At 70.9% G+C, this 22,692-nt stretch carries 14 protein-coding genes; 2 read left to right on the top strand and 12 right to left on the bottom strand.

From position 1 onward, the window contains the following. Nucleotides 1-17: 17 nt before the first annotated feature. From ACIBH4_RS20210 to glgP, 12 genes are all read right to left on the bottom strand, one after another. Nucleotides 18-1,400, bottom strand: a complete 1,383-nt coding sequence (locus ACIBH4_RS20210) for a serine/threonine-protein kinase (RefSeq protein WP_362766377.1) — start codon at nucleotides 1,398-1,400, stop codon at nucleotides 18-20. Nucleotides 1,401-1,509: 109 nt separating this feature from the next. Continuing rightward, nucleotides 1,510-3,471 (bottom strand): serine/threonine-protein kinase, encoded by a 1,962-nt coding sequence (locus ACIBH4_RS20205; protein WP_362766380.1) that lies wholly within the window; start codon nucleotides 3,469-3,471, stop codon nucleotides 1,510-1,512. Beyond that, nucleotides 3,471-5,891 (bottom strand): protein kinase, encoded by a 2,421-nt coding sequence (locus ACIBH4_RS20200; RefSeq protein ID WP_362766383.1) that lies wholly within the window; start codon nucleotides 5,889-5,891, stop codon nucleotides 3,471-3,473. Before ACIBH4_RS20200 ends, ACIBH4_RS20205 begins: the two co-directional genes overlap by 1 nt. 131 nt (nucleotides 5,892-6,022) lie before the next feature. Continuing rightward, on the bottom strand, nucleotides 6,023-6,574 hold the full coding sequence (locus ACIBH4_RS20195) for a YbaK/EbsC family protein (RefSeq protein WP_362507628.1): 552 nt from the start codon (nucleotides 6,572-6,574) through the stop codon (nucleotides 6,023-6,025). Between the two features lie 73 nt (nucleotides 6,575-6,647). Continuing rightward, on the bottom strand, nucleotides 6,648-8,294 hold the full coding sequence (locus ACIBH4_RS20190) for an FAD-dependent oxidoreductase (protein ID WP_362507626.1): 1,647 nt from the start codon (nucleotides 8,292-8,294) through the stop codon (nucleotides 6,648-6,650). A 232-nt stretch (nucleotides 8,295-8,526) separates the two neighbouring features. Then, complete coding sequence (locus ACIBH4_RS20185) at nucleotides 8,527-9,381, bottom strand: M55 family metallopeptidase (RefSeq protein WP_362507623.1); 855 nt, start codon at nucleotides 9,379-9,381, stop codon at nucleotides 8,527-8,529. Then, nucleotides 9,366-10,592, bottom strand: a complete 1,227-nt coding sequence (locus ACIBH4_RS20180) for a DUF6395 domain-containing protein (RefSeq protein WP_362507620.1) — start codon at nucleotides 10,590-10,592, stop codon at nucleotides 9,366-9,368. The genes ACIBH4_RS20185 and ACIBH4_RS20180 overlap by 16 nt, the downstream gene beginning before the upstream one ends. After that, nucleotides 10,589-10,987 carry a hypothetical protein gene (locus ACIBH4_RS20175; protein ID WP_362507617.1) on the bottom strand — a complete coding sequence of 133 codons (399 nt, stop codon included), beginning with the start codon at nucleotides 10,985-10,987 and terminating at the stop codon, nucleotides 10,589-10,591. Before ACIBH4_RS20175 ends, ACIBH4_RS20180 begins: the two co-directional genes overlap by 4 nt. Before the next feature lie 87 nt (nucleotides 10,988-11,074). Beyond that, nucleotides 11,075-11,845 (bottom strand): enoyl-CoA hydratase-related protein, encoded by a 771-nt coding sequence (locus ACIBH4_RS20170; protein WP_362507614.1) that lies wholly within the window; start codon nucleotides 11,843-11,845, stop codon nucleotides 11,075-11,077. 65 nt (nucleotides 11,846-11,910) lie between these two features. Next, nucleotides 11,911-13,041, bottom strand: a complete 1,131-nt coding sequence (locus ACIBH4_RS20165; protein WP_362507611.1) for a glycosyltransferase family 4 protein — start codon at nucleotides 13,039-13,041, stop codon at nucleotides 11,911-11,913. A 75-nt stretch (nucleotides 13,042-13,116) separates the two neighbouring features. Further along, complete coding sequence (locus ACIBH4_RS20160) at nucleotides 13,117-15,234, bottom strand: glycogen debranching N-terminal domain-containing protein (protein WP_362766386.1); 2,118 nt, start codon at nucleotides 15,232-15,234, stop codon at nucleotides 13,117-13,119. A 651-nt stretch (nucleotides 15,235-15,885) separates the two neighbouring features. Then, a complete protein-coding gene (gene glgP / locus ACIBH4_RS20155) occupies nucleotides 15,886-18,468 on the bottom strand; it encodes an alpha-glucan family phosphorylase (protein ID WP_362507605.1) in 2,583 nt (860 codons plus the stop codon). A 351-nt stretch (nucleotides 18,469-18,819) separates the two neighbouring features. Between glgP and ACIBH4_RS20150 the strand changes: the two genes are divergently transcribed. Both ACIBH4_RS20150 and treS read left to right on the top strand, forming a co-directional pair. Then, nucleotides 18,820-20,940, top strand: a complete 2,121-nt coding sequence (locus ACIBH4_RS20150; RefSeq protein WP_362507602.1) for an alpha-1,4-glucan--maltose-1-phosphate maltosyltransferase — start codon at nucleotides 18,820-18,822, stop codon at nucleotides 20,938-20,940. A 46-nt stretch (nucleotides 20,941-20,986) separates the two neighbouring features. Next, on the top strand, nucleotides 20,987-22,690 hold the full coding sequence (gene treS, locus ACIBH4_RS20145; protein WP_362507599.1) for a maltose alpha-D-glucosyltransferase: 1,704 nt from the start codon (nucleotides 20,987-20,989) through the stop codon (nucleotides 22,688-22,690). Nucleotides 22,691-22,692: the final 2 nt, after the last annotated feature.

Here is a 22,692-nt window from a genome sequence, read left to right as displayed (position 1 = left end):
GGACAGCCCTCGCCCGCTCAGCTCGCCACCAGGATCCCGACCAGGACGAAGACGACGGTGCCCAGCACCAGTGCCAGGGTGAGCGTACTGAAGAACGTGCTCAAAACCGCTCCCAGCGCGACGGCCCCGGCCCCCGCCGCCAGGTCGAGGATCATGCGCCCGCGGTCGCGACGGGCGAACAGGGCGATGCCCGCGTCGACGAGCATCACCGAGCCGTACCCGGTGAGCAGCAGCAGCGCCACCTCCGGCAGCGGTTCCCTCGCGGTCGCGGCCAGCAGGGAGACGAACAGACCGGTGCCGACGACCCAGCGACGGTGCACGACCACCCTGCGGCGCGCGAAGGCCTCCTCCGGCGAGGGCCTGCCCGCCGCCCGGCGCGGCTCCCCCGGCCGCCACTCCCGGGTGCTGAGATCCTGCATCCCGGTGTCCGCGGGCCGCCTGCTCTCCGGCACGGAGACGTCCCCGTGCCGGGCCCCGGCGTCAGGAAGGTCCGCCTCCACGAACGGCGGAGGGTCACGGAACCCGACCCTCCGCCGCCGCACACCCTTGCCCCGGACGCTCTTCCTCGCGCCGGCTTCCTCGTGGCGGTGTCCGGCCGGTCGGACGACCGGCGTACCGTCCAGCCACTCCACGATCATGTCCGCGGACGGCCGGTCGGCGGGAACGCGCAGCAGGCACCTGCCGAGCGTCGGCTCCAGCCATCCGGGAACGCCGTCGAGGTCGGGAGGATGGTGGACGACGCGGTAGCCGACCGCCGACGCCGGCCCCGTGCCGTAGGGGTGCCGCCCGGTGGCCGCGTACGCCAGCGTCGCCCCGAGGGCGAAGACGTCGGCCTCGGGACCGGCCTCGGCGCCCTCCAGCACCTCGGGCGCCAGATAGCCGGGGGTGCCGAGCACGGCCCCCGAGGCGGTGACCGAGGGCGAGTCGAGCGCGGAGGCGATGCCGAAGTCGATCACGACCGGTTCGCCGTCGGTCAGGATCACGTTGGCGGGCTTGAGGTCGCGGTGCACCACTCCGGCGGCGTGCACGGTGGCGAGGGCCTCGGCCAGGCCGCGCGCCAGGCGTACGAGATCGTCGCCGCCGACGGGCCCGTCGGCGGCGACCACCGCGCTGAGGGGGCGGCCCTGCACATAACGGGTGACCAGATAGGGGCGGGGCCCCTCCAGGGAGGCGTCCAGGACCTCGGCGACCCGAGGCCCCTGGACCAGCCGCATGGTCTCCACCTCGCGGGCCAGCCTGGTCAGGGCCGTCTCGTCCGCCGCGACGTGGGGGTGCAGGATCTTGACCGCCACCGTGCGTCCACCCGGATCCAGCGCCAGATGGACCTCGCCGAAACCTCCGGCGCCCAGCCTCGACAACAGGCGGTAAGGGCCAAGACGTTCACCGTCAGCCGCGACCATGCGACTCCTTCCGGCCGGTCACCTCCATCGTGCAGCAGAGAGGGCGATCGCGCACCGGTCACCGGCCGGAAAAACCCGCCGATGGCCCCGTTGCCTGCGGAACGTGCCGTTATCTCCAGAAGGTGAGGAAGCCGAGGCCGAGGCTGGTCATCAGGTCGTCGAAGAGACCCCCGACGAGGTCGAGCGCGCCCATCGTGCCCTCGTTCGCCGTCTGCCGCCACTGGGCCGTGAGGTCTTTGACCACCTCGGTGGGGGGCTGCCACGGCGAGAAGGAGGGGACCACGCTCCACGCCGTCATGACCGCGAAGAACGCCAGCGTGCCCAGCACGATCGTGGTCACCATGCCCGCGCCGGGGCTGCGGATGACCCCGCTCAGCGCGCGGGCGACGGCCTTGCGCGGCTTGCCGCCACCGGGCAGGACGAACAGCCCCGCCACGAAGGCACCCGCGGCGTAGGCGGCCGCGAAGTTCTTGTTCATGTCTCCGGCGTAGACGAGGAAGCCCCACACGCACATGCCGAACATCGCGGACAGCACCGCGCTGACGAGCGTCCCGAACGCGGACCTGATCAACGCCCACGGGGTGCCGAGCACCGCGAGCAGCGGGTCGCTCGCACTGCTGCCCCGGATGGAGCGGCGCTGGGCCAGTTCGCCGAAGAGGTGCTCGCCCACCCGCAGGCAGAGCGCGGCGGCCAGCGCGAAGACGCTCACCACCACGGGCAGCATGCAGGCGAGCGCCACCAGGATCGTGAGCAGCAGCGCCGCGGCGAGCGGATGGCTCGCACGGTAGCGCTCCTGCGGAGGGGTGCGGGGCGCGGGCCGGTCCTGGGTCGGGGCCTCGCGCCGCGCCTGGACCGGCGGCGGGTAGGGCCGCGCCTGGCCGGTGGGCGGCGGCGCCGGATACCCGGCCACCCGCTGGTCGGGGAAGGGCGGCGGTGCGGCCGCCCTGGCCTGCGCCGAGGGCGGCGCGGGGACGTAGGGCGGCGGCTTGGAAGCCGGGACATAAGGGGGCGGTGCCGTCGTGGCGGATCCCTGGCCCTGTTCCTGCCCGGTCTCCTGCCTCGGCCTGCGCTCGCGCCGCTCCGGCTTGGCGTACTCGACCGGCGGGAGCAGGTCGGCGTAACCGCTGTCCTGCGGCAGCACGCGGGTGCCCTGCGGAGGCGGGGGCGGCGGCGGGGCGCCGTCCAGGACCCTGGTGCCGTCGGTGTTGAGAACCTTCGTCCCGCCGTCGAGGACGGCGGTGGGCGGCGTCTCGTGGAAGGCCGTCACCCTCGGGTCGAGGGCGCGGGCCATCCTGTGCAGCTCCATCGCGGACGGCCTCGCGGTGGGGTCGACGGCGAGGGCCCGCCTGAGCCAGCCCCGCAGCCACGCGGGGGCCAGATCGACGTTGGCCCGGCCCTCCATGATGTTGAAGCAGACGACCTCGAAGCTGCCCGTGCCGAACGGCGGCTTGCCGGTCGCACCGAAGAAGACCGTCGAGGCCAGCGCGTGCACGTCGGCCGCCTGGGTGATCTCGGAGTCGCGGATGATCTCCGGAGCGAGATAGCCGGGGGTGCCGACGAACATGCCGGTCTGGGTGAGCCGGGTCGCGTTGACCAGGTGCGCGATACCGAAGTCGATGACGAGCGGGTCACCGTTGACGATCATCACGTTGGACGGCTTGAAGTCGCGGTGGATGACGTCGGCGGCGTGGATGGCCACCAGCGCCGCGCACATGCCCTGCGCCAGCCGGATGAGCTGGTCCGCGGGGAGCGGACCGTCCTCCAGGACGGTCTCCTCCAGCGTGCGGCCAGGGGCGAACCTGGTCACGATGTAGGGCTGCCTCGCCGTCAGCTCGGCGTCGAGCACCTCGGCGACGTGCGGGCTGCGCACCCGCCGCATGGTCTCCACCTCGCGGGTGAGCCGGTCGCGGGCCTTGAGGTCGGCGGCCACGTGCGGGTGCAGGACCTTGACGGCCACCTCGCGCCCGTCCTCGTCGAGCCCGAGGTGGACGACGCCCATGCCGCCCTCGCCGATCTTCCTGAGCAGGCGGTACGGGCCCAGCCGCTCGGGCGCCCGCGTGTCGCCGGTCATCACGCCGCCTTCTTTCGTAGGTGTTCCAGTTCGGTCACCACCGTCCCGACGTCGACCGGCGTCCACACCGCCCGTCGTGCCGCTTCCCCCACGGTGCCGATCGCCAGGAAGACCATCAGCCCCGCCACCACCGCCAGCCCCGCGGCGGCGATCATGGCCGCGCCGCGCGACGGCAGCAGTGATGCCAGCGTACGTCTCATCTGGCGGCTGGGGCCTTCGACACCGGGTCCGGCGCAGACGGTCCAGAGCGCGACGGCCACGCCCCAACTCAGCGCGTTGGTCTCTGGCATGTCCCTGACCAGCACGGCGAGCAGGAGCGTCACCGGCAGGCCGAGGATGAGCGCGTACGGCACGAGGGCGACGGTGATGCCGATCGACTTCAGGAGCGCGGCCGGCTGGCCGAGCACCCGCAGGACGTCGGCGGCCGCCTCGCCCGCGCCCCTTCTGGCGTTGAGCGCGGGCTGGGCGATGTCGGCGGCGCGCAGCAGGATCGCCACCGGGATGACCAGCGCGGCGACGATCACCGGGGCGATGACCGCCGCGACCGTCATGATGACCAGCATCAGCACGCCCGCCACCCCGTACGCCTTGGAGCGCTGCAACGCGTGACCCGGGCGCTGGCCGGGGTGGAGCGCCGCCGGAACGGGCTGCTGGGGCTGCTGGTTGTGCTGTGCGTGCTGGTGGGCGTGCTGCTGGTGCTGCGGCTGGGGGTGCGGATAGGGATAGGGCGGCGGCGTGGGGGTGCGGACCTGCGGGGTCTGCTGCTGGTCGGGCGGTGCCTGCCGCTGCGGGTAGGGCGGCGAGGTCCGGCCGCCCGGCAGCGGCGACCGGCCCTGCCGGCCGTGCTGGCCGTGCTGACCCGCCTGCGCCTGCCGGCCGGGCTGGCCGGGCTGGCCGGGCTGGCCGGGCTGGTTGGTGTACTGGCGGATGTACTCCTGCAGGTCCTGGGGGCGGACCCGCTGGGTGGGGATGTCCCCGTCGGAGACCGGCGCGGTGGCGCCCTGGTCGTGGACGGCGGGAGTGGACGGACCGGGCACCGTTCCGGGGACGACGCCCGGGGTGCGGGTGGGGACGTCCTCGGGGGCGAGCATGCCGGTGGGCAGGTCGTGCGCGGCCTGCTGGGCCGCCGCGGCCTGGCGCAGCTCCTCGGACGTCACCCTGCGGGTGGGCCACGGGTCGGGCTGCTCCGCACCGAGCAGCGAGACGTACTCGTGGGGCTGGGCCACGGGCGTGGGAGGCCACGAGGTGGGCTGCGGGACCGCGGGACGTGACGCCACCGGGGTCGGCACGTCACCGGGCTCGACGGCGGCACCCTGACGGCCGGGAACGTGCGGGACCGGGGACCCGGATCCCGTGGAACCCTGACCTTGCCGGGCCGCCTGACGACCGTGATCACCCTGACCCGGCAGCCCGCCCTGACCGGACCGCGCGCCGGGGGCGCCGGACGTGCCGGGGACACCGGGGACACCGGGGACACCGGGGACACCGGGGACACCGAAGGCTCCGGGACGTCCCGAGGTGCCCGAGGCACCGGGGAAGCCGGACGTGCCGGGCGTACGGGAGCCGGGGGCGGGGTCGTCGAACTCCGCGACCGTGGTGATCTCGTCGGGCACCCGGGGCCTGCCGGAGGTGGGCAGCAGTCGTCCCACCCGCTCCGCCAGCTCGGCGGCCGACGGCCGTCTCGCCGGGTCGCGCTGGAGGGCGGCCCGCAGGACCGGCTGGAGCGCCTGCGGAACGGCGTCGACGTTCGCCTTGCCCGCGGTGATGTTGTAGAAGATCATCTCCAGCGTGCCCTTGCCGAAGGGCGGCTGGCCGGTGGCGGCGAAGACCAGGGTCCCCGCCCAGGCGTGCACGTCGACCTCCGGCCCGGCCTCGTGCCCCTCGATGATCTCGGGGGCGAGATAGCCGGGGGTGCCGATGAACATGCCGGTCTGGGTGAGCCGGGTGGCGTCGACCGCCTGCGCGATGCCGAAGTCGATGAGAACCGGCTCGCCGTCCAGGATGAGAATGTTGCCCGGCTTCAGGTCGCGGTGGATCACCCCGACCGAATGGACGGCGGCCAGCGCCGACGCCACCCCGTGCGCGACCCGCAGCAGCGCGGGCAGCTCCATGGGGCCGTCCTGCTTGATCACCTCGTCCAGCGGACTGCCCGCGACGTATCGCGTCACGATGTACGGGCGGTGACCGGTCACGTCGGCGTCGATGACCTCCGCGATGTATTCGCTGCGCACCCGCCGCATCGTCTCGACCTCGCGCGAAAGACGGCGACGCGCGACGTCGTCGCCCGCCACCTCCGCACGGAGGACCTTCACCGCCACCTGCCGGCCCTGCGGGTCGACGGCTAGGTGAACCACGCCCATACCGCCCTCGCCGAGCCGCCTCAGCAGCCGGTAAGGGCCCAATCGGTCGTCCTGATTCATGGCATGAAGCACCATATCGGCTTAGATCCCGCCCACGAGATGAACCATCGGGCCACATTTCCCGATTGAATAACGTTCACAGAACCTCGACGGTTTCCCGATTTCCTCTCCCACTTAATCTCATTTTCGCGTCAGTTCGCCAGGTGAAGAACTCGCGCCGTCTTCAACCCCGCCAGCAGGGAGCCGGATACGGCGAGCTTGGAGCGGCGGACACCGCTGCCGATCACGACCCCCGGGTGGGCCGCCACCGCCTCGTCGACGAGCACCGGCCAGTCCTCGGGCAGCCCGAGCGGGGTGATCCCGCCGTACTCCATCCCGGTCAGCGTGACCGCGTCGTCCATCGGCGCGAACGAGATCTTCCGCGCATCCAGGTGGCGCCGGATCACCCCGTTCACGTCGGCCCTCGTGGTGGCGAGCACCATGCACGCCGCGTAGCGGGTCTCCCCCGCGCGCCTGGCCGCCACGATCACGCAGTTGGCCGACTCGTCCATGCCCACCCCGTAGCGCTCGCAGAAGGCCGCCGTGTCGGCGAGCTCCGGGTCGATCTCGGCGACGGTTATCCCGGCGAGCCCACCGACTCCGCCGCCGAACCCGCCAAGCTCGCCGACGGCCCGCGCCACCGGCTCGGCCAGCAGGTCAGGCCGCTCGGCGGCACTCGTCCAGTCCAACGTCCCGATCGTCATCGCCGTCTCGTCTCCCTAGGAATTCCCCTGGAAATTCTCCCGCACCGAAGACTTTACGACCGTGCGGTGACACTCAGGAGGTCGTCTGGAGCACCCGGTGGTGCAGATCGGTGACCGCTCTCCTCGCGGACTCCATCGCACCGGCCTGCCAGGCGGTGAGATGGGTGAGCCAGTCTCCGGCGAAGTGGACCCGGCCCGCGGGGCGCTGCAGCAGGGCGAACGCGCCCTCGTAGGAGGGCCAGCTCGCCCAGCCGCCCTCGATGTGCGGCTGGCGCCCCCAGGAGATCGAGACGCTGGAGCGCAGCTCGGCGCGGTACTTCTCCCCGTGGATCTTCTTGCCCTGGGTGAGCGCGCGGTTGCGGCGCTCGCGGTGGGAGAGGCCGGTGTACACGTCGGCGTTCTCATCTCTGTTGTAGTAGCCGACCACCAGGCCGCCGCGGGAGTGGTAGCCGTGGGAGGGGTACCAGATGTGAGTGATGTCCAGGTCCGTCTCGGTGGCACCGCCGTAGATGTGGTCGTCGATCTCCCACCAGCGTCTCCCGTACTCCAGCCCGATCTTGCCCGCGGAGACGGGTACGGGGGTGCGGAGGGCTGCGGTGATCGGGGTGCCGAGGTTGTGCGGCAGGCGCGCGAGCAGGTGGGGCGGCAGGGCCGCGACGCAGTAGTCGGCGCGGACGACGCCGTCCTCGGTGCCGCTCCGGTGGGTGATCTCCACGCCGTCGGGCAGGTTCTTGATCCCGGTCACCCGGGTGCCCGTCCTGATCCGGTCGCGGCCGACCGCGTCGGCGAGCGCGACGACAATCGCGTCCATGCCGCCCACCGGCTGGAACATGGGCATCACCTGGTCGTAGCCGAAGTCCATGGTGACGTATCTGCCGGTGCCCGCGGCGAGCACCTCGCGCAGCGAGGAGGCCGCGTCCACGGGCACGCCCTCGCTCACCCCCGGGTAGGTCTCGAACCCGCGCCGCGTGGAGTCCCGCCGGTAGGCGAGGTCGGGGCCGAGGTCGCCGAAGCGCCGCAGGAACTCCTCCAGCCGCTCGCGGTCGTCCGCGGTGAGACGCCGGTTCAGCGCGCCCGCGTTGCTCGCCTTGGCGAGCAGTTCCGCGACGTAGCCGTACATGTCGGCGCGGGCCGCGCGCGCCCTGGCCGGGGCGGTCATGCCCTGGGTATAGACGTACGCGGAGGCGTTGTTGTTGACGAAGATCTCAACGGGTACGCCCAGCTCGCGGCAGTAGTCCATGGTGACCATCCAGGGCGCGATCCGCGCGGCCCCCGCGTTGAAGTAGATGCCCTCCCCGAACGCCGCGGTCTGCGTCTCACCGCCCAGCTCGTCCAGCCGGTCGCCCGCGCGCAGCGTGAGGGTCCTGCCACCCACCCGGCCGGACGCCTCCAGGATCGTGCAGTCGTACCCGGCCTTGCCCAGCTCGTAGGCGCAGGTCAGCCCGGCGACGCCCGCACCGAGGACGACCACCTTGGCCGCTGCCCTGCCGGTGAGGGAGAAGTCGGAGCGCTGCGGTGGCGTGAAGTCCCTGTCCTGGGACTCCGGGGCGAGACCGAGCGCACCCATCGCCGCGAACATCGCCCCGGCGCCCCCGGCGGCGCCCACACCGACCAGCAGCGCCCTGCGCGTCAGGCCCGCTCCGGCGGGTGGCGCGGTCTTCGCGGCGGCGGGCACCGCGGAGGAGGTGTCGGGCCGCTCGGGACCCGTCTCGTCACTCATGGGGGTTGTCACAGCACATCGGGCACCGTCGGGTCGAAGGGGTTCGCCGGGGCGAAGAGGGGCGTCAGGACGAGGGGGGCGCCAGGGCGAGGGGAGTCGTCGGGTGGGTGGGAGTCATCAGGGCGAAGGGGGCCACCAAGGTGAGGGGAATCGCGCGTCGCAGGTTATCCGGATCGGGGGATCCAGGTGGCGAAAGGGGAGCGAAAAGGGCGGCGAGCGGTCATCGGAAGGGTCACCCGTACGCGCCGCTGCCGCAGGCCACATGGCCGCCGATCATCGCGAAGATCCCGAGGAGGGCCATGATCTGCGAGAAGTCGTCGGTGGTGAACTCCGTGTGCCGGGGGCCCGCCGCCGTCACACCGGGGATGATCGCGCATCCGGCGGCGATCGCGGTGGAGTTCCACTCGACACCGAGGACGAACGGCGGCTCGGGGGCGCACAGGCGGAAGTCGGCGACCCGGTCGAGCGCGCGGGCCGTCGCCTCGCGGATCCGGGCTTGGGCGACGGCGGGCGGCAGGAGTTCGGCGGCGAACCTGTCGATGCCCTTCTTGACCGCGACGGTCTCCACGTCGCCGAGCAGCTCCCTCGCCTCCTCGCAGACGGCTTCGTCCCCGGTCACCAGGACCACCGGCACGCCGAGCGTCCCCGCGAAGGAGGCGACGAGACGGGTCTCCCCGCAGACCTCGCCGTTGAGGTAGATGTTGTGGATCTCCTTGCCCATCCAGGTGTGGTTGAGCACCCCGTGCTGGACGCCGGCCCGCGCGTGGTAGCCGGCGAAGCAGGCCGCCCGGTGGCTCGCGTCGAGCCCCTGCCCCATCCGCAGCGGCTTGCCGGGACCCCGCAGGAGGGTCGCCCGCTCGTCGAGCAGGTCGATCCTGAGGTTCTTCGTCGAGCCGTGGGCGTCGTTGACGCGCACGGCGGTGGCACCGGCGTCGAACGCCCCCGCGACGACCGCGTTCGCGTCGCCGGTCATCAGCTCGCAGCCGCGCTCGTAGCCCCGGCCTCCGGCGTGCATCTCCTCGGGGTCGGTAAGTCCGGTGACGCCTTCCATGTCGACCGAGACGTAGACCTTCACGGCATCCCCCACGTCTCGACGCGGCGCGCCTCGTCCTCGCTCATGAAACCGATCTCCCCGTCCACGAAGTCGTGAACCTGCTTGCGCCACGGTTCGGGAATCTCCGCGATCGCGGGCGGGTAGCAACGGTCCAGCCAGGCGGTGGAGGACTCGGTCGCGCGCAGGTGCCGCGCCGCCGCGGCGAAGACCGTGTCCTCGATGCCGGGCACCCTGGCGCAGCCGTACTCGATCATCTCCTGCCCGCCGTACGGGGGCGGTTGCTGCCACTTGCGGGCGACCGGGCGGCCCACGGTGATCGTGGTACGGAGCGGACGGCGCTCGACGGCGGCCTGGATGAGCTCCTTGTACAGGCACTTGCCGCAGGTCCCGCAGGGACCGCCCACCCCGCGCAGGCACCAGCGGAGCTGTTCGCGCAGCTCGGAGCCGAGGGCGAGCCGCATCGTGACGGCCTCGCTCACCCCGCCCACCGGGAGCACGAGGTGCAGCCCGGCTGCGGCGAACGCCCGGCCCCAGGCGCCGTGCGGGGCCCACATCAGGTTGTCGGGCGTGTATCGGTGCACGTAGCGGGCGCCCCCCAGCCAGCGCGACCCCAGCTCGTAGCCCAGGGCGAGGCCCCCCAGGTCGAGCTCGTCGGCCATCAGCAGCGCGCCCACGGCGACCGCGTGATGCTCGGGGTAGCCGGGACGAGGCTCGGCGAGGGTGAACTCCAGGTCGGAGCGGACGACGGTGAGCTCGCGGCCGGTCTTCTCCGCCAGCGAGGCCAGGACGTCGGATCGGTAGTGGGTCCACCGGTTGGGCACGCGCGGGTGGGAGACCCGCTGGAAGTGCACGAACGGCGCGTCGGGCAGCATCGCGGCCACCGCGACCGAGTCGGCCCCGCCGCTGTAGGAGATCGCGAGTCTGCCGCCGGATCGCGTCCCGGTAGTCCCGGTGGGACCGGCCTCGACCCCCCAGCCCTCGCCGATCGCCCCGGCGAGTTCCGGCGAGATCGGCCGGTCGAAGGTGACGCGGCGCCGGGTCCACGGCGCGATCACGGTCCACGCGGCGAGGGCGAGCAGGTCGGGGTGGATGTCACGCGGTGCCCGTGGCAGCTCGGCCCTGAAGGTGTTCGTGGCCAGTTTCAGTGCCTGGCCGTCGGCGCAGTGGCCGGTGACGTCGTCCTCGGGGTCCAGCCGGAACACCAGGTGCCAGGTGTCGCCGTCGGCCGTCCAGGCCACTCTCACGCGCCGCTCCCCCTCCCGGCGATCCCCACGCCTCCCGCGCCTTTCGCACCTTCTGGTGCCCCTGCGGTCCCGGAGGTCCCGGTGGCGCGGTCCACGGCCTGCCAGAGCAGCACCTCGTTCCTGAGCACGCCGTCCAGCGCGACCGCGGTCTCCTGGGCCAGCCGGTGGGCGTCGTCCCAGCGCCCGGCCCGCACCGGGTCGAGTTTGACCCCGGCCACCCGCGCCCGCAGCTCGACGACCTCCGCGCGCAGCGCGGTGACCTCCCTGGCCAGCGTCTGCACCTCCCAGAGCGCGTCCTTCACGTCCTGCCTGTGGTCGGCCCTGGAGATGTACCGAGAGTCGAACCAGCCGAGAACCGCCCGCCGCAGCGGAGCGGGCACCAGCGCACGCTTCACCAACCGCACCATAATCCGGCACGATACCGGCAATTCTTGATCAGCTAGGACCTATCCCATCAAGCCCGGCCGACCTCACCGGACAGGTCAGCGGCCGGTGAACTTCGCCGTGGACCTCTCGGCGAAGGCGCGCATGCCGATCCCGGCGTCGTCGGTGGCGAACAGGCCGGAGAACTGCAGGCGCTCGATCTCCAGACCGGTGTCGAGATCGGTCTCCAGGCCGCGGTCCACGGCCTGCTTGGCGGCACGCAGCGCCAGGGCGGGGCCTCCCACGAACCGGGCGGCGTAGGCGAGGGCCTCGGTGTACACGTCGTCGTCGGGTACGACCCGGTCCACCAGGCCGATGCCCAGCGCCTCGGCCGCGGACACGTGACGCCCGGTGAAGATGAGGTCCTTCGCCCTGGCCGGGCCGACCAGCCGGGGCAGCCGCTGGGTGCCTCCGGCGCCGGGGATGATGCCGAGCAGGATCTCGGGCTGACCCAGCTTGGCCGACTCCCCGGCGATCCTGACGTCCGCGCACAGGGCGAGCTCGCAGCCGCCGCCGAGCGCGTAGCCGGTCACGGCCGCGACGACGGGCTTGCCGATCCTCGCGACGGCGGTGAAGCAGTCCTGCAGGACCCGCGAGTGGACCGCCATGTCGGCGTACGACATGGCGGTCATCTCCTTGATGTCGGCGCCGGCCGCGAAGACCTTCCCCCCGTAGACGACCACGGCGTACACGTCGTCGTCGGCGTCCACCTGCCGGGCGCACTCGGCGATCTCCAACTGGACCTGCCGGTTGAGCGCGTTCATCTTCGGCCGGTCGAGCCTGATCGTCGCGACCCCGTCGGCCGTCTCAACCCGCACGAACTCACCCATGGACGTCCTTCCGCCTGCCGGGATCCCCTTCGGTCCCCGTACCGCGATCCACCATAGGGCGCGTCTCAGTTGACGGGCATGGCCAGGTCCCTGCTCTCCCCCGCGCTCCTGCCCGGGTGCTCCGCCGCCCGCCTCGGCAGCCCGGCGATCGTCCTGCGGTAGATCGCCTCGTACGCGCGGGCCATCACCTCCACGCCGAAGAAGCGCTCCACCCGGGCACGGCAGGCACGCGGGTCGAGCACGTCCACCGCCTCCACGGCGGCGGGGAGCTCGCAGGGATCGCTCCTGATGAATCCGGTCAGCCCGTCCACGACCACCTCGGGCACGGCGCCCCTGCAGAGGGCGACCACGGGGGTGCCGCAGGCCATCGCCTCGATCATGACCATGCCGAACGGCTCCTCCCAGAGGATCGGGAAGATCAGGCACCTCGCCGCCGCCAGCAGTTCGTGTTTGCGCGCGGTGCCGGCCTCACCCACGTACTCGGCGTCGGGGCCGAGCCTGGGTTTGACGTACTCGTCGAAGTAGTCGCACTCGACCTTCTCGGTGAGCTTTCCCGCGAGCAGGATGCGCCGCCCCGCCGCACGGGCGGCGTCGATGGCGAGGTGGGCGCCCTTGTCCTCGTTGAACCGGCCCAGCCACAGCACCCAGTCCTCCTTGTGCTCCCTGAAGGGGAAGGCCGTGACATCGACCCCGTTGTGGACCGCCCCCGCCCAGTTCAGGTCGGGGGCGATGCGCCGCTGGGCCTCGGAGATGGCGACCATCGACACGGTGGCGCCGAGCACCCGGTAGTACTCGCCGAACTCGCCCCCCACATCCCCGTGGCAGGTGATCACCGTCGGGACGACCCGCGCGGGCGCGGTCAGCGGCCCGGCGAGGGAGTGGTCGTGGATCACGTCCACGACGAGCCCGGAGGTCATCGCGTACGCCCTCGCCGCGTGCAGGATCTCCGGCAGCGGCTCGCCGATCCGCTCGGAGGGCGCCCGCCCGTAGGTGCTCAGGAAACGCGCGCGGGTCCCCGCCCTGCCTGCACCGACCAGCGTGATGTCGTGCCCGCGCCGGGTCAGCCCGTCGACGAGACCGGCCACCATCGACTCGATGCCCCCGTAGCCCCGGGGCGGCACGTCGTACCAGGGCGGCGCGACCATCAGGACGCGCATGCCGTCGGACCATCCGGGAGCGATTCTCGAAGAAACCATGGCCACCTCACCTGAAGAGACACGGAACCTGAAAGCTGGACGGACTCGGAACCCGAAAGGACGCGGGAGGAACGATCAGTGGACCCGCCCCGCGGCGGTGAGCGGGCCGCACGACTCGTCGATCAAGGTGATCCCCTCCGGCAGCCCCGACATGGTGGCGCCGTCAGGGCCGACCTCGATCGTGACCCTGGTGCCCGCGAGCGGCAGTCCCTGGATCCGCAGGCCCTCCAGCCCGACGGGATCCAGCCACACCCGCCCGTAGGGGATCCACGGCTCGAAGCGCAGCAGACTCCTGACCAGCTGGATGGGGCTCGCCGCGGCCCACGCCTGCGGGGAGCAGGAGGTGGGGTAGGGCACCGGCCAGCCGAACTCGGCCCGGTCGAATCCGCAGAACAGTTCGGGCAGCCGCCAGCCGAAGACCTCGGCCGCGTCCAGCAGGCTGAGGGCGATCCGCTGGGCCTCTCCCGTGAAGCCGTAGCGCATCAGGCCGGCCGCGATCAGGGCGTTGTCGTGTGGCCAGACCGAGCCGTTGTGGTAGCTCATCGGGTTGTAGGCGCCCATGGTGGTGGCGAGGGTCCGCACCCCGTAGCCGGTGAACATCTCCGGTGAGAGCAGCCTCTCGGCGACGTGGGAGGCCCGGCTCTCGTCGACGATGCCGGTCCACAGGCAGTGGCCCATGTTGGAGGCGAGGCTGTCGATGGCGCGCCCCGCGCCATCGAGGCCGATGGCGTAGTAGCCCCGGTCCGGCAGCCAGAAGCGCTCGTTGAAGGCGTCCCTGATGCGTTCCGCATGGGCCGTCCACCGCTCCTCCAGGGCGCTGTCACCCGCCTGGTGGGCGAAGTGGGCACGGGCGATGTAGGCGGCGTAGACGTAGCCCTGGACCTCGGCCAGCGCTATGGGCGGGTTGGCCAGGGTGCCGTCGGCGAAGTTGACGCCGTCAAAGGAGTCCTTCCACCCCTGGTTGATCAGCCCGTGGTCGGTCTTGCGCCGGTAGGACAGGAACGGGTCGGCGGATCTGCGGATCCAGTCGAGGGCGGCGTCGACGTTCGGCGTGAGCTCCTCGACGGCCTCCCCGTACACGCCCCACCGGCGCAGCTCGCCCGTGACCATCACGAACAGCGGGGTCGAGTCCACCGAGCCGTAGTAGGCGCGGCCCGCGTGCGGCGAGGCACCGGTCCGCGTGCCGAAACGGAGCTCATGCAGGATCTTGCCGGGCTCCTCCTCGGTCAGCGGGTCGTCGACGGTGCCCTGCAGCCTGGCCAGGCGTCTCAGGGTGCCCAGTGCCAGGCACGGGTCCATCGGAAGGGCCATCCACGAGGTGAGCAGCGAGTCGCGGCCGAACAGGGTCATGAACCACGGCGCGCCCGCGGCGATCGTCGGCGGCTCGTCCGGCATGCCGGCCCCGAAGAGCCGCAGCGCGCCGAGGTCCGCCTTGGAGCGTTCCAGCACCTGGGTCAGGACACGGTCGGAGGTGACGATGATCGGGCTGAGACGCTCCCAGTCGGCACGGCGCCTGGCGGGCTCCGCGTGCTCCAGGGGGCGGTGGGTGGAGAACCACGCGGGCGACTCCTCGCCCTCCAGGATCGGGTTGACCTGCAGGCTGGCGGTCCACTCACCCCGCGCGGGCACGACGACGCGGAAGATGAGCAGACCGGGCACGGCGAACGGCGGCGGCTCGGCCACCACCCTGGTGCCGCGCGAGCGGCAGGAGGAGACGATCAGCAGTCCCGTCCTGTCGGCCGTCATCTCCACGTCGGTCACGTGCCGGATCCGGCCGGCCTTCACCTCGAACAGGTCGGCCACGTCGGAGGCGACGTGGATGTCGACGACGCATCCGGCGGGCTCGCCGGACAGGTTGCGCAGGGTGAGGTCCTCGCGCAGGCCGCCCCCGACGTAGCGGTCCCTGAGCACGAGCAGGCTGCTCTCGGCCCGCCCGGGGCGGGGGGCCGCCCTGCCGAGGAACATCGCGTGGTAGGGCTCGGCGGGGAGGACCCTGAGTGCCTCCACGGCCATCTCGTCCACCCTCAGCTCCCAGCGCGACAGGATCCGGGTGTCGGCGTGATAGACCCCCTGCGCCCCGCCGGGGAGGATGTCACCGTTACGGGCGCACACGCAGAAGGAGCCGCCCTCGACCAGCGTGACCGCGGTGTTACCCAGTGCGCCCGGCTGGCCCTTCAACGTCCATGCGTCCACTACTCTCCCCCGAGTGCGCTAGATGTCGGTTATCTACCCATCCCCCTCGCAAACAAGAAAGAACTACAGAAAAGACGCATATAGCCGCATTTTGCACTTTAAGAGGAATTTTGTCCGAATCGCCGTGACGTTGGCGCCGGAGGCCGGCGACCGGCCCCTCCGCGCGACTCCCGCCGCGGTCCCCTCCGCGTGGCCCGCGGCACCGACCTCCGCGGGCCACGCGCCGCCGGGCCGCCGTACGATCAGGCGCGCTCCGGGGTCACGGCGCCGGGAACCTCTGCTGGGCGCCAGGTCGAGTGCCCGAACCATACCCACCTCACCACGCGCGGCGGCCGAACGAGAACACTTCTCGGCCATCCGTGTCGGGTACGACCGTTCAAGCGCGATTCACCCCTGATTCATGCGCGACTCATACACCACCGTTCACCGGACCGAAACGTTCAGCGGCTCGCACACTCGCCGGGCCAGGCCGTTCAGCGAGCCGAACGCCCACCTGCCGGACCGCTCACCTGCCGGACCGTTCAGCGGGCCGAACGCTCAGCGGGCCGGAACGCTCAGCGGGCCGGAACGCGAAAACCTCCGTGGTCCTCCCTGTTCTCAGGGAGGACCACGGAGGTCCCGTCACCCGGCGAGCGCCGGGTGATCACGCGGTCAGCGCAGGGTGCCGTTGGTCATGCCGACGGGCTCCTCCGGCACCGCGACCAGGCCGAGCTCCGAGGTCGAGGCCACCAGCGGATGGTCGGGAACGACCCGGACGGTGTAACCGAAGGGCCCGGTGCGGTCGAGGGGGACGGTCCCGGCGAAGACGGCCCTGCCGTCGTCGCCCTCGGTCTCGACGACCAGGTCCGTGTAGGAAGGGTCCGCGAGGTCGTCGTGGTCTCCGACCCTGCCGTAGGCCGCCTGGACCCGGATGTCCCCGGGCTCCAGCTCGCCGAGCGCGATGGTGGCCTTCAGCTCCAGGGAGGTCCCGAGTTCCGGGGTGCTGTCGCCCAGGCCCGTGGCCTCCACATGCTCGACCCGCACGCCCGGCCAGGCCCTGCCGACCTTGAGCTTCCACGCCGCGAAACCCTTCGCCTGCTCGTACCCCTCACCGGAGAGGGCACGGGCGGATTTGGCCGCCGGGGCGTAGAGGTCGACCACGTAGTCGCTGAGCATCCGCCCCGCGAGCACCTTGGGGCCGAGCGAGGCCAGGGTGTGCCGCACCATCTCCAGCCAGCGCCGGGGCAGCCCGTCGGCCCGGTCGTAGAAGCGGTCGGCGACCTCGTGCTCGATCAGGTCGTACAGCGCGGCGGCCTCAAGCTCGTCGCGGCGGTCGGGGTCGGCGACGCCGTCGGCGGTGGGGATCGCCCAGCCGTTGGTGCCGTCGTACCACTCGTCCCACCAGCCGTCGCGGATGGACAGGTTGAGCCCGCCGTTGAGCGCGGCCTTCATCCCCGAGGTGCCGCACGCCTCCAGCGGGCGCAGCGGGTTGTTCATCCACACGTCGCAGCCCTGGACGAGCAGCTGGCCCAGGGCCATGTCGTAGTCGGGCAGGAAGACGATGCGGTGCCGCACGTCCTCGGAGTCGGCGAACTTCACGATCTGCTGGATGAGCTTCTTGCCGCCCTCGTCGGCCGGGTGCGCCTTGCCCGCGATCACGATCTGCACCGGCCTCGCGGGGTCGAGCAGCAGCGCGCGGAGCCGGTCGGGGTCGGACAGCATCAGGGTGAGCCGCTTGTACGAGGGCACCCGGCGGGCGAAGCCGATGGTGAGCACCTCGGGGTCGAGGGCGTCGTCGATCCAGCCGAGCTCGGCCGGCGAGGCGCCCCGGTTGATCCACGACTGGCGGAGCCGCGCGCGGGCCGCGACGACCAGCTTCTCGCGCAGCCGTCCCCTGATGCCCCAGACGTCGCCGTCGGAGACCTTGGCGATGCTCTCCCAGCCCTGGGCCCGGTCGACCAGGGTGGGCAGCTCCTTACCGGCGAGCTCCATGATCTCCCGGCCGACCCAGGTGGGGGCGTGCACGCCGTTGGTGATGAACCCGATCGGGACCTCTTCTGTGTCGAAGCCCGGCCACAGGCTCTTGAACATCTCCCGGCTCACGGCGCCGTGCAGCTCGGAGACGCCGTTGACCCGCTGGGCCAGCCGCATGCCCATCGCGGCCATGTTGAACTTGCCCGGCTCCTCCTCGGCGCCCAGCGCGAGGATGCGGTCGACGGGGACCGTGGGCCACGCGTTGTCGCCGCCGAACTGGCGTCCGATCATCTCGGCGGGGAAGCGGTCGATCCCGGCGGGCACGGGGGTGTGCGTGGTGAAGACGGTCCCGGCCCTCACCGCCTCCAGCGCCTCGTCGAAGGAGAGCCTCGCCTCGGTGAGCTCGCGGATGCGCTCCAGGCCGAGGAAGCCCGCGTGGCCCTCGTTGGTGTGGAACACCTCGGGCTCGGCGTGCCCGGTGACCCTGCAGTACGCGCGGATGGCGCGGACGCCGCCGACGCCGAGCAGCAGCTCCTGCAGCAGCCGGTGGTCGCCGCCGCCGCCGTACAGGCGGTCGGTGACGTCACGGGCGGCGTTGTCGTTCTCGGCCACGTCGGAGTCGAGCAGCAGCAGCGGCACCCTGCCGACCTGGAGCACCCAGACCTGGGCGTGCAGCGTGCGCTGCTCGGGAAGACTGATCTTGATGCGTACCGGGGTGCCGTCCTCCTCCCGCAGGAGGGTGAGCGGCAGGCCACCGGGGTCGAGGGAGGGGTAGTGCTCCAGCTGCCAGCCCTCGGGCGAGAGCGACTGGGTGAAGTAGCCGTGGCGGTACAGCAGGCCGACGGCGAGGATGGGCACGCCGAGGTCGCTGGCGGCCTTGAGGTGGTCTCCGGCGAGGATCCCGAGCCCGCCCGAATACTGCGGCAGGGCGGCGGCGATGCCGTACTCGGGAGAGAAATAGGCGATGGCCTCGGGCGCCTCGGAGATGGTCTGGTACCACCGGGGCGCGGTCATGTACTCGCGGAGGTCGTCGGCGGCGTCGGCGAGCCGCCTCAGGAAGCGGCGGTCGGCGGCGAGCTCACGGAGCCTGTCGGCCTCGACCGCGCCCAGCAGGGCGACGGGGTCGTACCCGACGCGTCCCCAGATGGCCGGATCGACCTCACCGAACAGATCCAATGTCTCGGGGTGCCACGACCAGCGCAGATTGAGGACGAGCTCGCCGAGGGAGGCCAGCTCCGGCGGCAGGACGGTGCGGACGGTAAACCTACGGATTGCTCTCACGCTGCCAGACCCTAGTTACTCAGCGCCACGAGGGCGACCTCAACACTCACGGGTCTCCCCCTCACCGCTATCAATCCACCCCAAACACATCAAAGAGAGGTGATCGACTGTTAGGACAACTCGCGGAAGAGTAAGAGGTCCCGCACTCTATCCATCGGCAGGCATGAAGATGGACTATTGGGGCACCGGAGATACGAGCCAGAATGTACTCCCTCGGGAACCGGCCGTCCCAGCAGGGCGGGGTCTTGGCCTGCCACGAGACCGACCGCCCCGTGATGCTTGCACAAACGAAGATCCTTCCTTGCTTACTTCCCGGCGGCACCGGGCGTGCCGCCGCTACCTTGAGACGCGATGATCGGACGAATCCCAATTCAGGACATCCACCCCACGGTCGACTGCGGGCGCCGCCCCGCCAAGGCCGCCGCGGGTGAGACCTTCGAGATCTCCGCGACCGTGTTCCGCGAGGGACACGACGCGGTCGCGGCAGGGGTCGTGTTCACCGGCCCCGACGGCGGGCGCGGCCCCCTGTTGCCCATGGGCGAGCTCGCCCCCGGCACCGACCGGTGGGGCGTGGAGGTGACGCTGCCCACCGAGGGTGAGTGGCGCTTCCGGGTGGAGGCGTGGGGCGATCCCCTGGCCACCTGGTTGCACGACGCGGGCATCAAGATCCCTCGGGGCCTGGACGCCGACCTGATGTGCGAGGAGGGCGCCCGGCTCTTCGACCGCGCGGCGAGAGCGGTGCGGGCCGCCGACTGCGGGCCCGCGACCGGTACGACGGCGACCGGCGGGCCGGTGAGCGGCAGGACCCCCGCGGCGAGGACGGCGAGGCGCGCCAAGGAGGCGCAGCAGCACGTCTGCGGGCACCGGGCCGCGCTCCAGTCGGTCGCGGCCAGACTGCGCGACACCGAGATCGACCCGCGCGCCCGGTTCACCGTCGCCCAGCTTCCCGAGACCGCGGCGCTGCTGCGCGCCCACCCGCTGCGTGACCTGGTGACGAGGTCGGCTCCGCGCACGGTCCTGGTGCACCGCCGCAGGGCGCTGTTCGGGTCGTGGTACGAGTTCTTCCCGCGCTCCGAGGGCGCGATCATCGAGCAGGGCGTCGCCCCCAAGTCCGGGACCTTCCAGACCGCCGCCAAGCGGCTGCCCGCCGTGGCGAAGATGGGCTTCGACGTCGTCTACCTGCCACCGATCCACCCGATCGGGCACAGTTTCCGCAAGGGGCGCAACAACACCCTGACGCCCGAGCCGTACGACCCCGGCTCGCCCTGGGCGATCGGCTCGGAGGAGGGCGGCCACGACGCCATCCACCCCGACCTGGGCACGTTCGAGGACTTCGACGCCTTCGTGGCCAAGACCCGCGAGCTGGGCATGGAGATCGCCATCGACCTCGCCCTGCAGTGCGCGCCCGACCACCCGTGGGTCAAGGAGCACCCGGAGTGGTTCAACATCCGCGCCGACGGCTCGATCGCGTACGCGGAGAACCCGCCGAAGAAGTACCAGGACATCTACCCGCTGAACTTCGACAAGGACCCCAAGGGGATCTACGAGGAGATCAGGCGGGTCGTGCGGCTCTGGATGGACCACGGGGTGCGGATCTTCCGGGTGGACAACCCGCACACCAAGCCGGTCTCCTTCTGGGAGAAGCTGCTGGCCGACATCCACGCCACCGATCCCGACGTGTTGTTCCTCGCGGAGGCGTTCACCCGCCCCGCGATGATGCGGATGCTGGCCAAGGTCGGCTTCCACCAGTCGTACACGTACTACACGTGGAAGAACTCGCGCACGGACGTCGAGTCGTACCTGGGCGAGCTGTCCCATGAGACGTCGCACTACATGCGGCCGAACGTGTTCGTCAATACTCCGGACATTCTCCATGAATACCTTCAGCACGGGGGAGTCCCGGCATTTCATATCAGAGCAGTGCTCGCGGCCACGGCGATGCCGACGTGGGGCGTGTACGCGGGATATGAACTTGCGGAGAATGTACCGGTTCGACCGGGTAGTGAAGAATACCTAGATAGTGAGAAATATCAGTACAAACCCCGCAATTGGGTTGAGGCTGAGCGGGAAGGCCGTAGCCTGGCCCCGTTCATCACGCAACTCAACTTGTTCCGAAGAGCACACCCGGCGCTCCAGGAACTGCGTAATCTACGTTTTCACAGCGTCAACCACCCGGATGTGATCTGCTTTTCCAAGCGGTTGCCCGGCGCCTATGACACGGCCACACGACGGCACGGCATGGGCGACGTTGTCCTCGTCGTCGTGAACCTGGATCCGCACAACACCCACGAGGCGACGGTGTCGCTGGACATGCCCGCCCTCGGTCTCGACTGGCAAGCCGAGTTCGTCGTGGACGACGAACTTTCGGGCGAGTCGTATCGCTGGCGGCAGGACAACTACGTGCGCCTCGATCCCCACATCCACCCAGCGCACGTCTTCACTCTGCGTGCCGCGGCGGCGAACCAGCGGTGAGCCGGCCGGGTACGCGTATACCGGCAGAACAGCGGGGAGTCCACTGGTGAGTCAGCTACCTGAACCAATTCCGAACACCTTCGACGAGGAAAAACCGCGCGACCCGTACTGGTTCAAGCGTGCCGTCTTCTACGAGGTTCTCATCCGGGGGTTCGCCGATTCCAACGGCGACGGCACCGGAGACATCCGCGGTCTCATCCAGAAACTGGACTACCTCCAGTGGCTCGGTGTCGACTGCCTCTGGCTGCTTCCGCTGTACGAGTCGCCGTTGCGTGACGGCGGCTACGACATCGCCGACTTCATGAAGATCCTTCCTGACTTCGGCGACCTCGGAGACTTCGTGAAACTCGTCGACGAGGCGCACAAGCGCGGCATGCGGGTCATCGCCGACCTGGTGATGAACCACACCAGCGACCAGCACCCGTGGTTCCAGGCCTCCCGCCACGACCCCGAGGGGCCGTTCGGCGACTTCTACGTCTGGAACGACAACGACGAGCTCTACAAGGACGCCCGGATCATCTTCATCGACACCGAGACGTCCAACTGGTCCCACGACCCCGTCCGTGGCCAGTACTACTGGCACCGTTTCTTCTCGCACCAGCCGGACCTCAACTACGAGAACCCGGACGTGCAGGACGCGATGCTGGAGGTGCTGCGCTTCTGGCTGGACCTGGGCATCGACGGTTTCCGCATGGACGCCATCCCGTACCTCTTCGAGCAGGACGGCACCAACTGCGAGAACCTGCCCAGGACCCACGAATATCTGAAGCGGGTCAGGGCGGAGATCGACCGGCTCTACCCCGACCGGGTGCTGCTCGCCGAGGCCAACCAGTGGCCCGCCGACGTGGTCGAGTACTTCGGCGACGCCGCCACCGGCGGCGACGAGTGCCACATGGCGTTCCACTTCCCGCTGATGCCGCGCATCTTCATGGCGGTGAGGCGGGAGTCGCGCTACCCCATCTCCGAGATCATGGCCCAGACGCCGAAGATCCCGGAGAACTGCCAGTGGGGCATCTTCCTGCGCAACCACGACGAGCTCACGCTTGAGATGGTGACGGACGACGAGCGCGACTACATGTACTCGGAGTACGCCAAGGACCCCCGGATGCGGGCCAACGTCGGCATCCGGCGGCGGCTCGCCCCGCTGCTGGAGAACGATCGCAACCAGATTGAGCTTTTCACGGCGTTGCTGCTCTCCCTTCCGGGATCTCCCGTGCTGTACTACGGCGATGAGATCGGGATGGGGGACAACATCTGGCTGGGCGACCGCGACGGTGTCCGTACCCCCATGCAGTGGAGCCCCGACCGCAACGCGGGATTCTCCGACTGCGACCCGGGCCGTCTGTATCTCCCGGTCATCATGGACCCGATCTACGGCTACCAGGCGCTCAACGTCGAGGCGCAGCAGCGCAGCGCGGGCTCGCTGCTGCACTGGACCAAGCGGATGATCGACATCCGCAAGCGGCACCCGGTCTTCGGCCTCGGCGAGTTCACCGAGCTGAACTCGTCCAACCCGAGCGTTCTCGCCTTCGTGCGCGAGCTCGGCGACGACCGGATGCTGTGCGTCAACAACCTGTCCCGGTTCCCGCAGCCGGTGGAGCTCGACCTGCGCCGCTTCGAGGGATCGGTCCCCGTGGAGACGATGGGCGGAGTTCCTTTTCCATCGATTGGCGAGCTTCCGTATCTTTTGACGCTTCCTGGGCATGGGTTCTACTGGTTCACCCTGCCACCCGCATCTCAGGAGGCGTAAAG

This window comes from Streptosporangium sp. NPDC050284 (assembly GCF_044459525.1).
Taxonomy (GTDB): domain Bacteria; phylum Actinomycetota; class Actinomycetes; order Streptosporangiales; family Streptosporangiaceae; genus Streptosporangium.
This window is presented reverse-complemented; position numbering and strand designations above follow the sequence as displayed.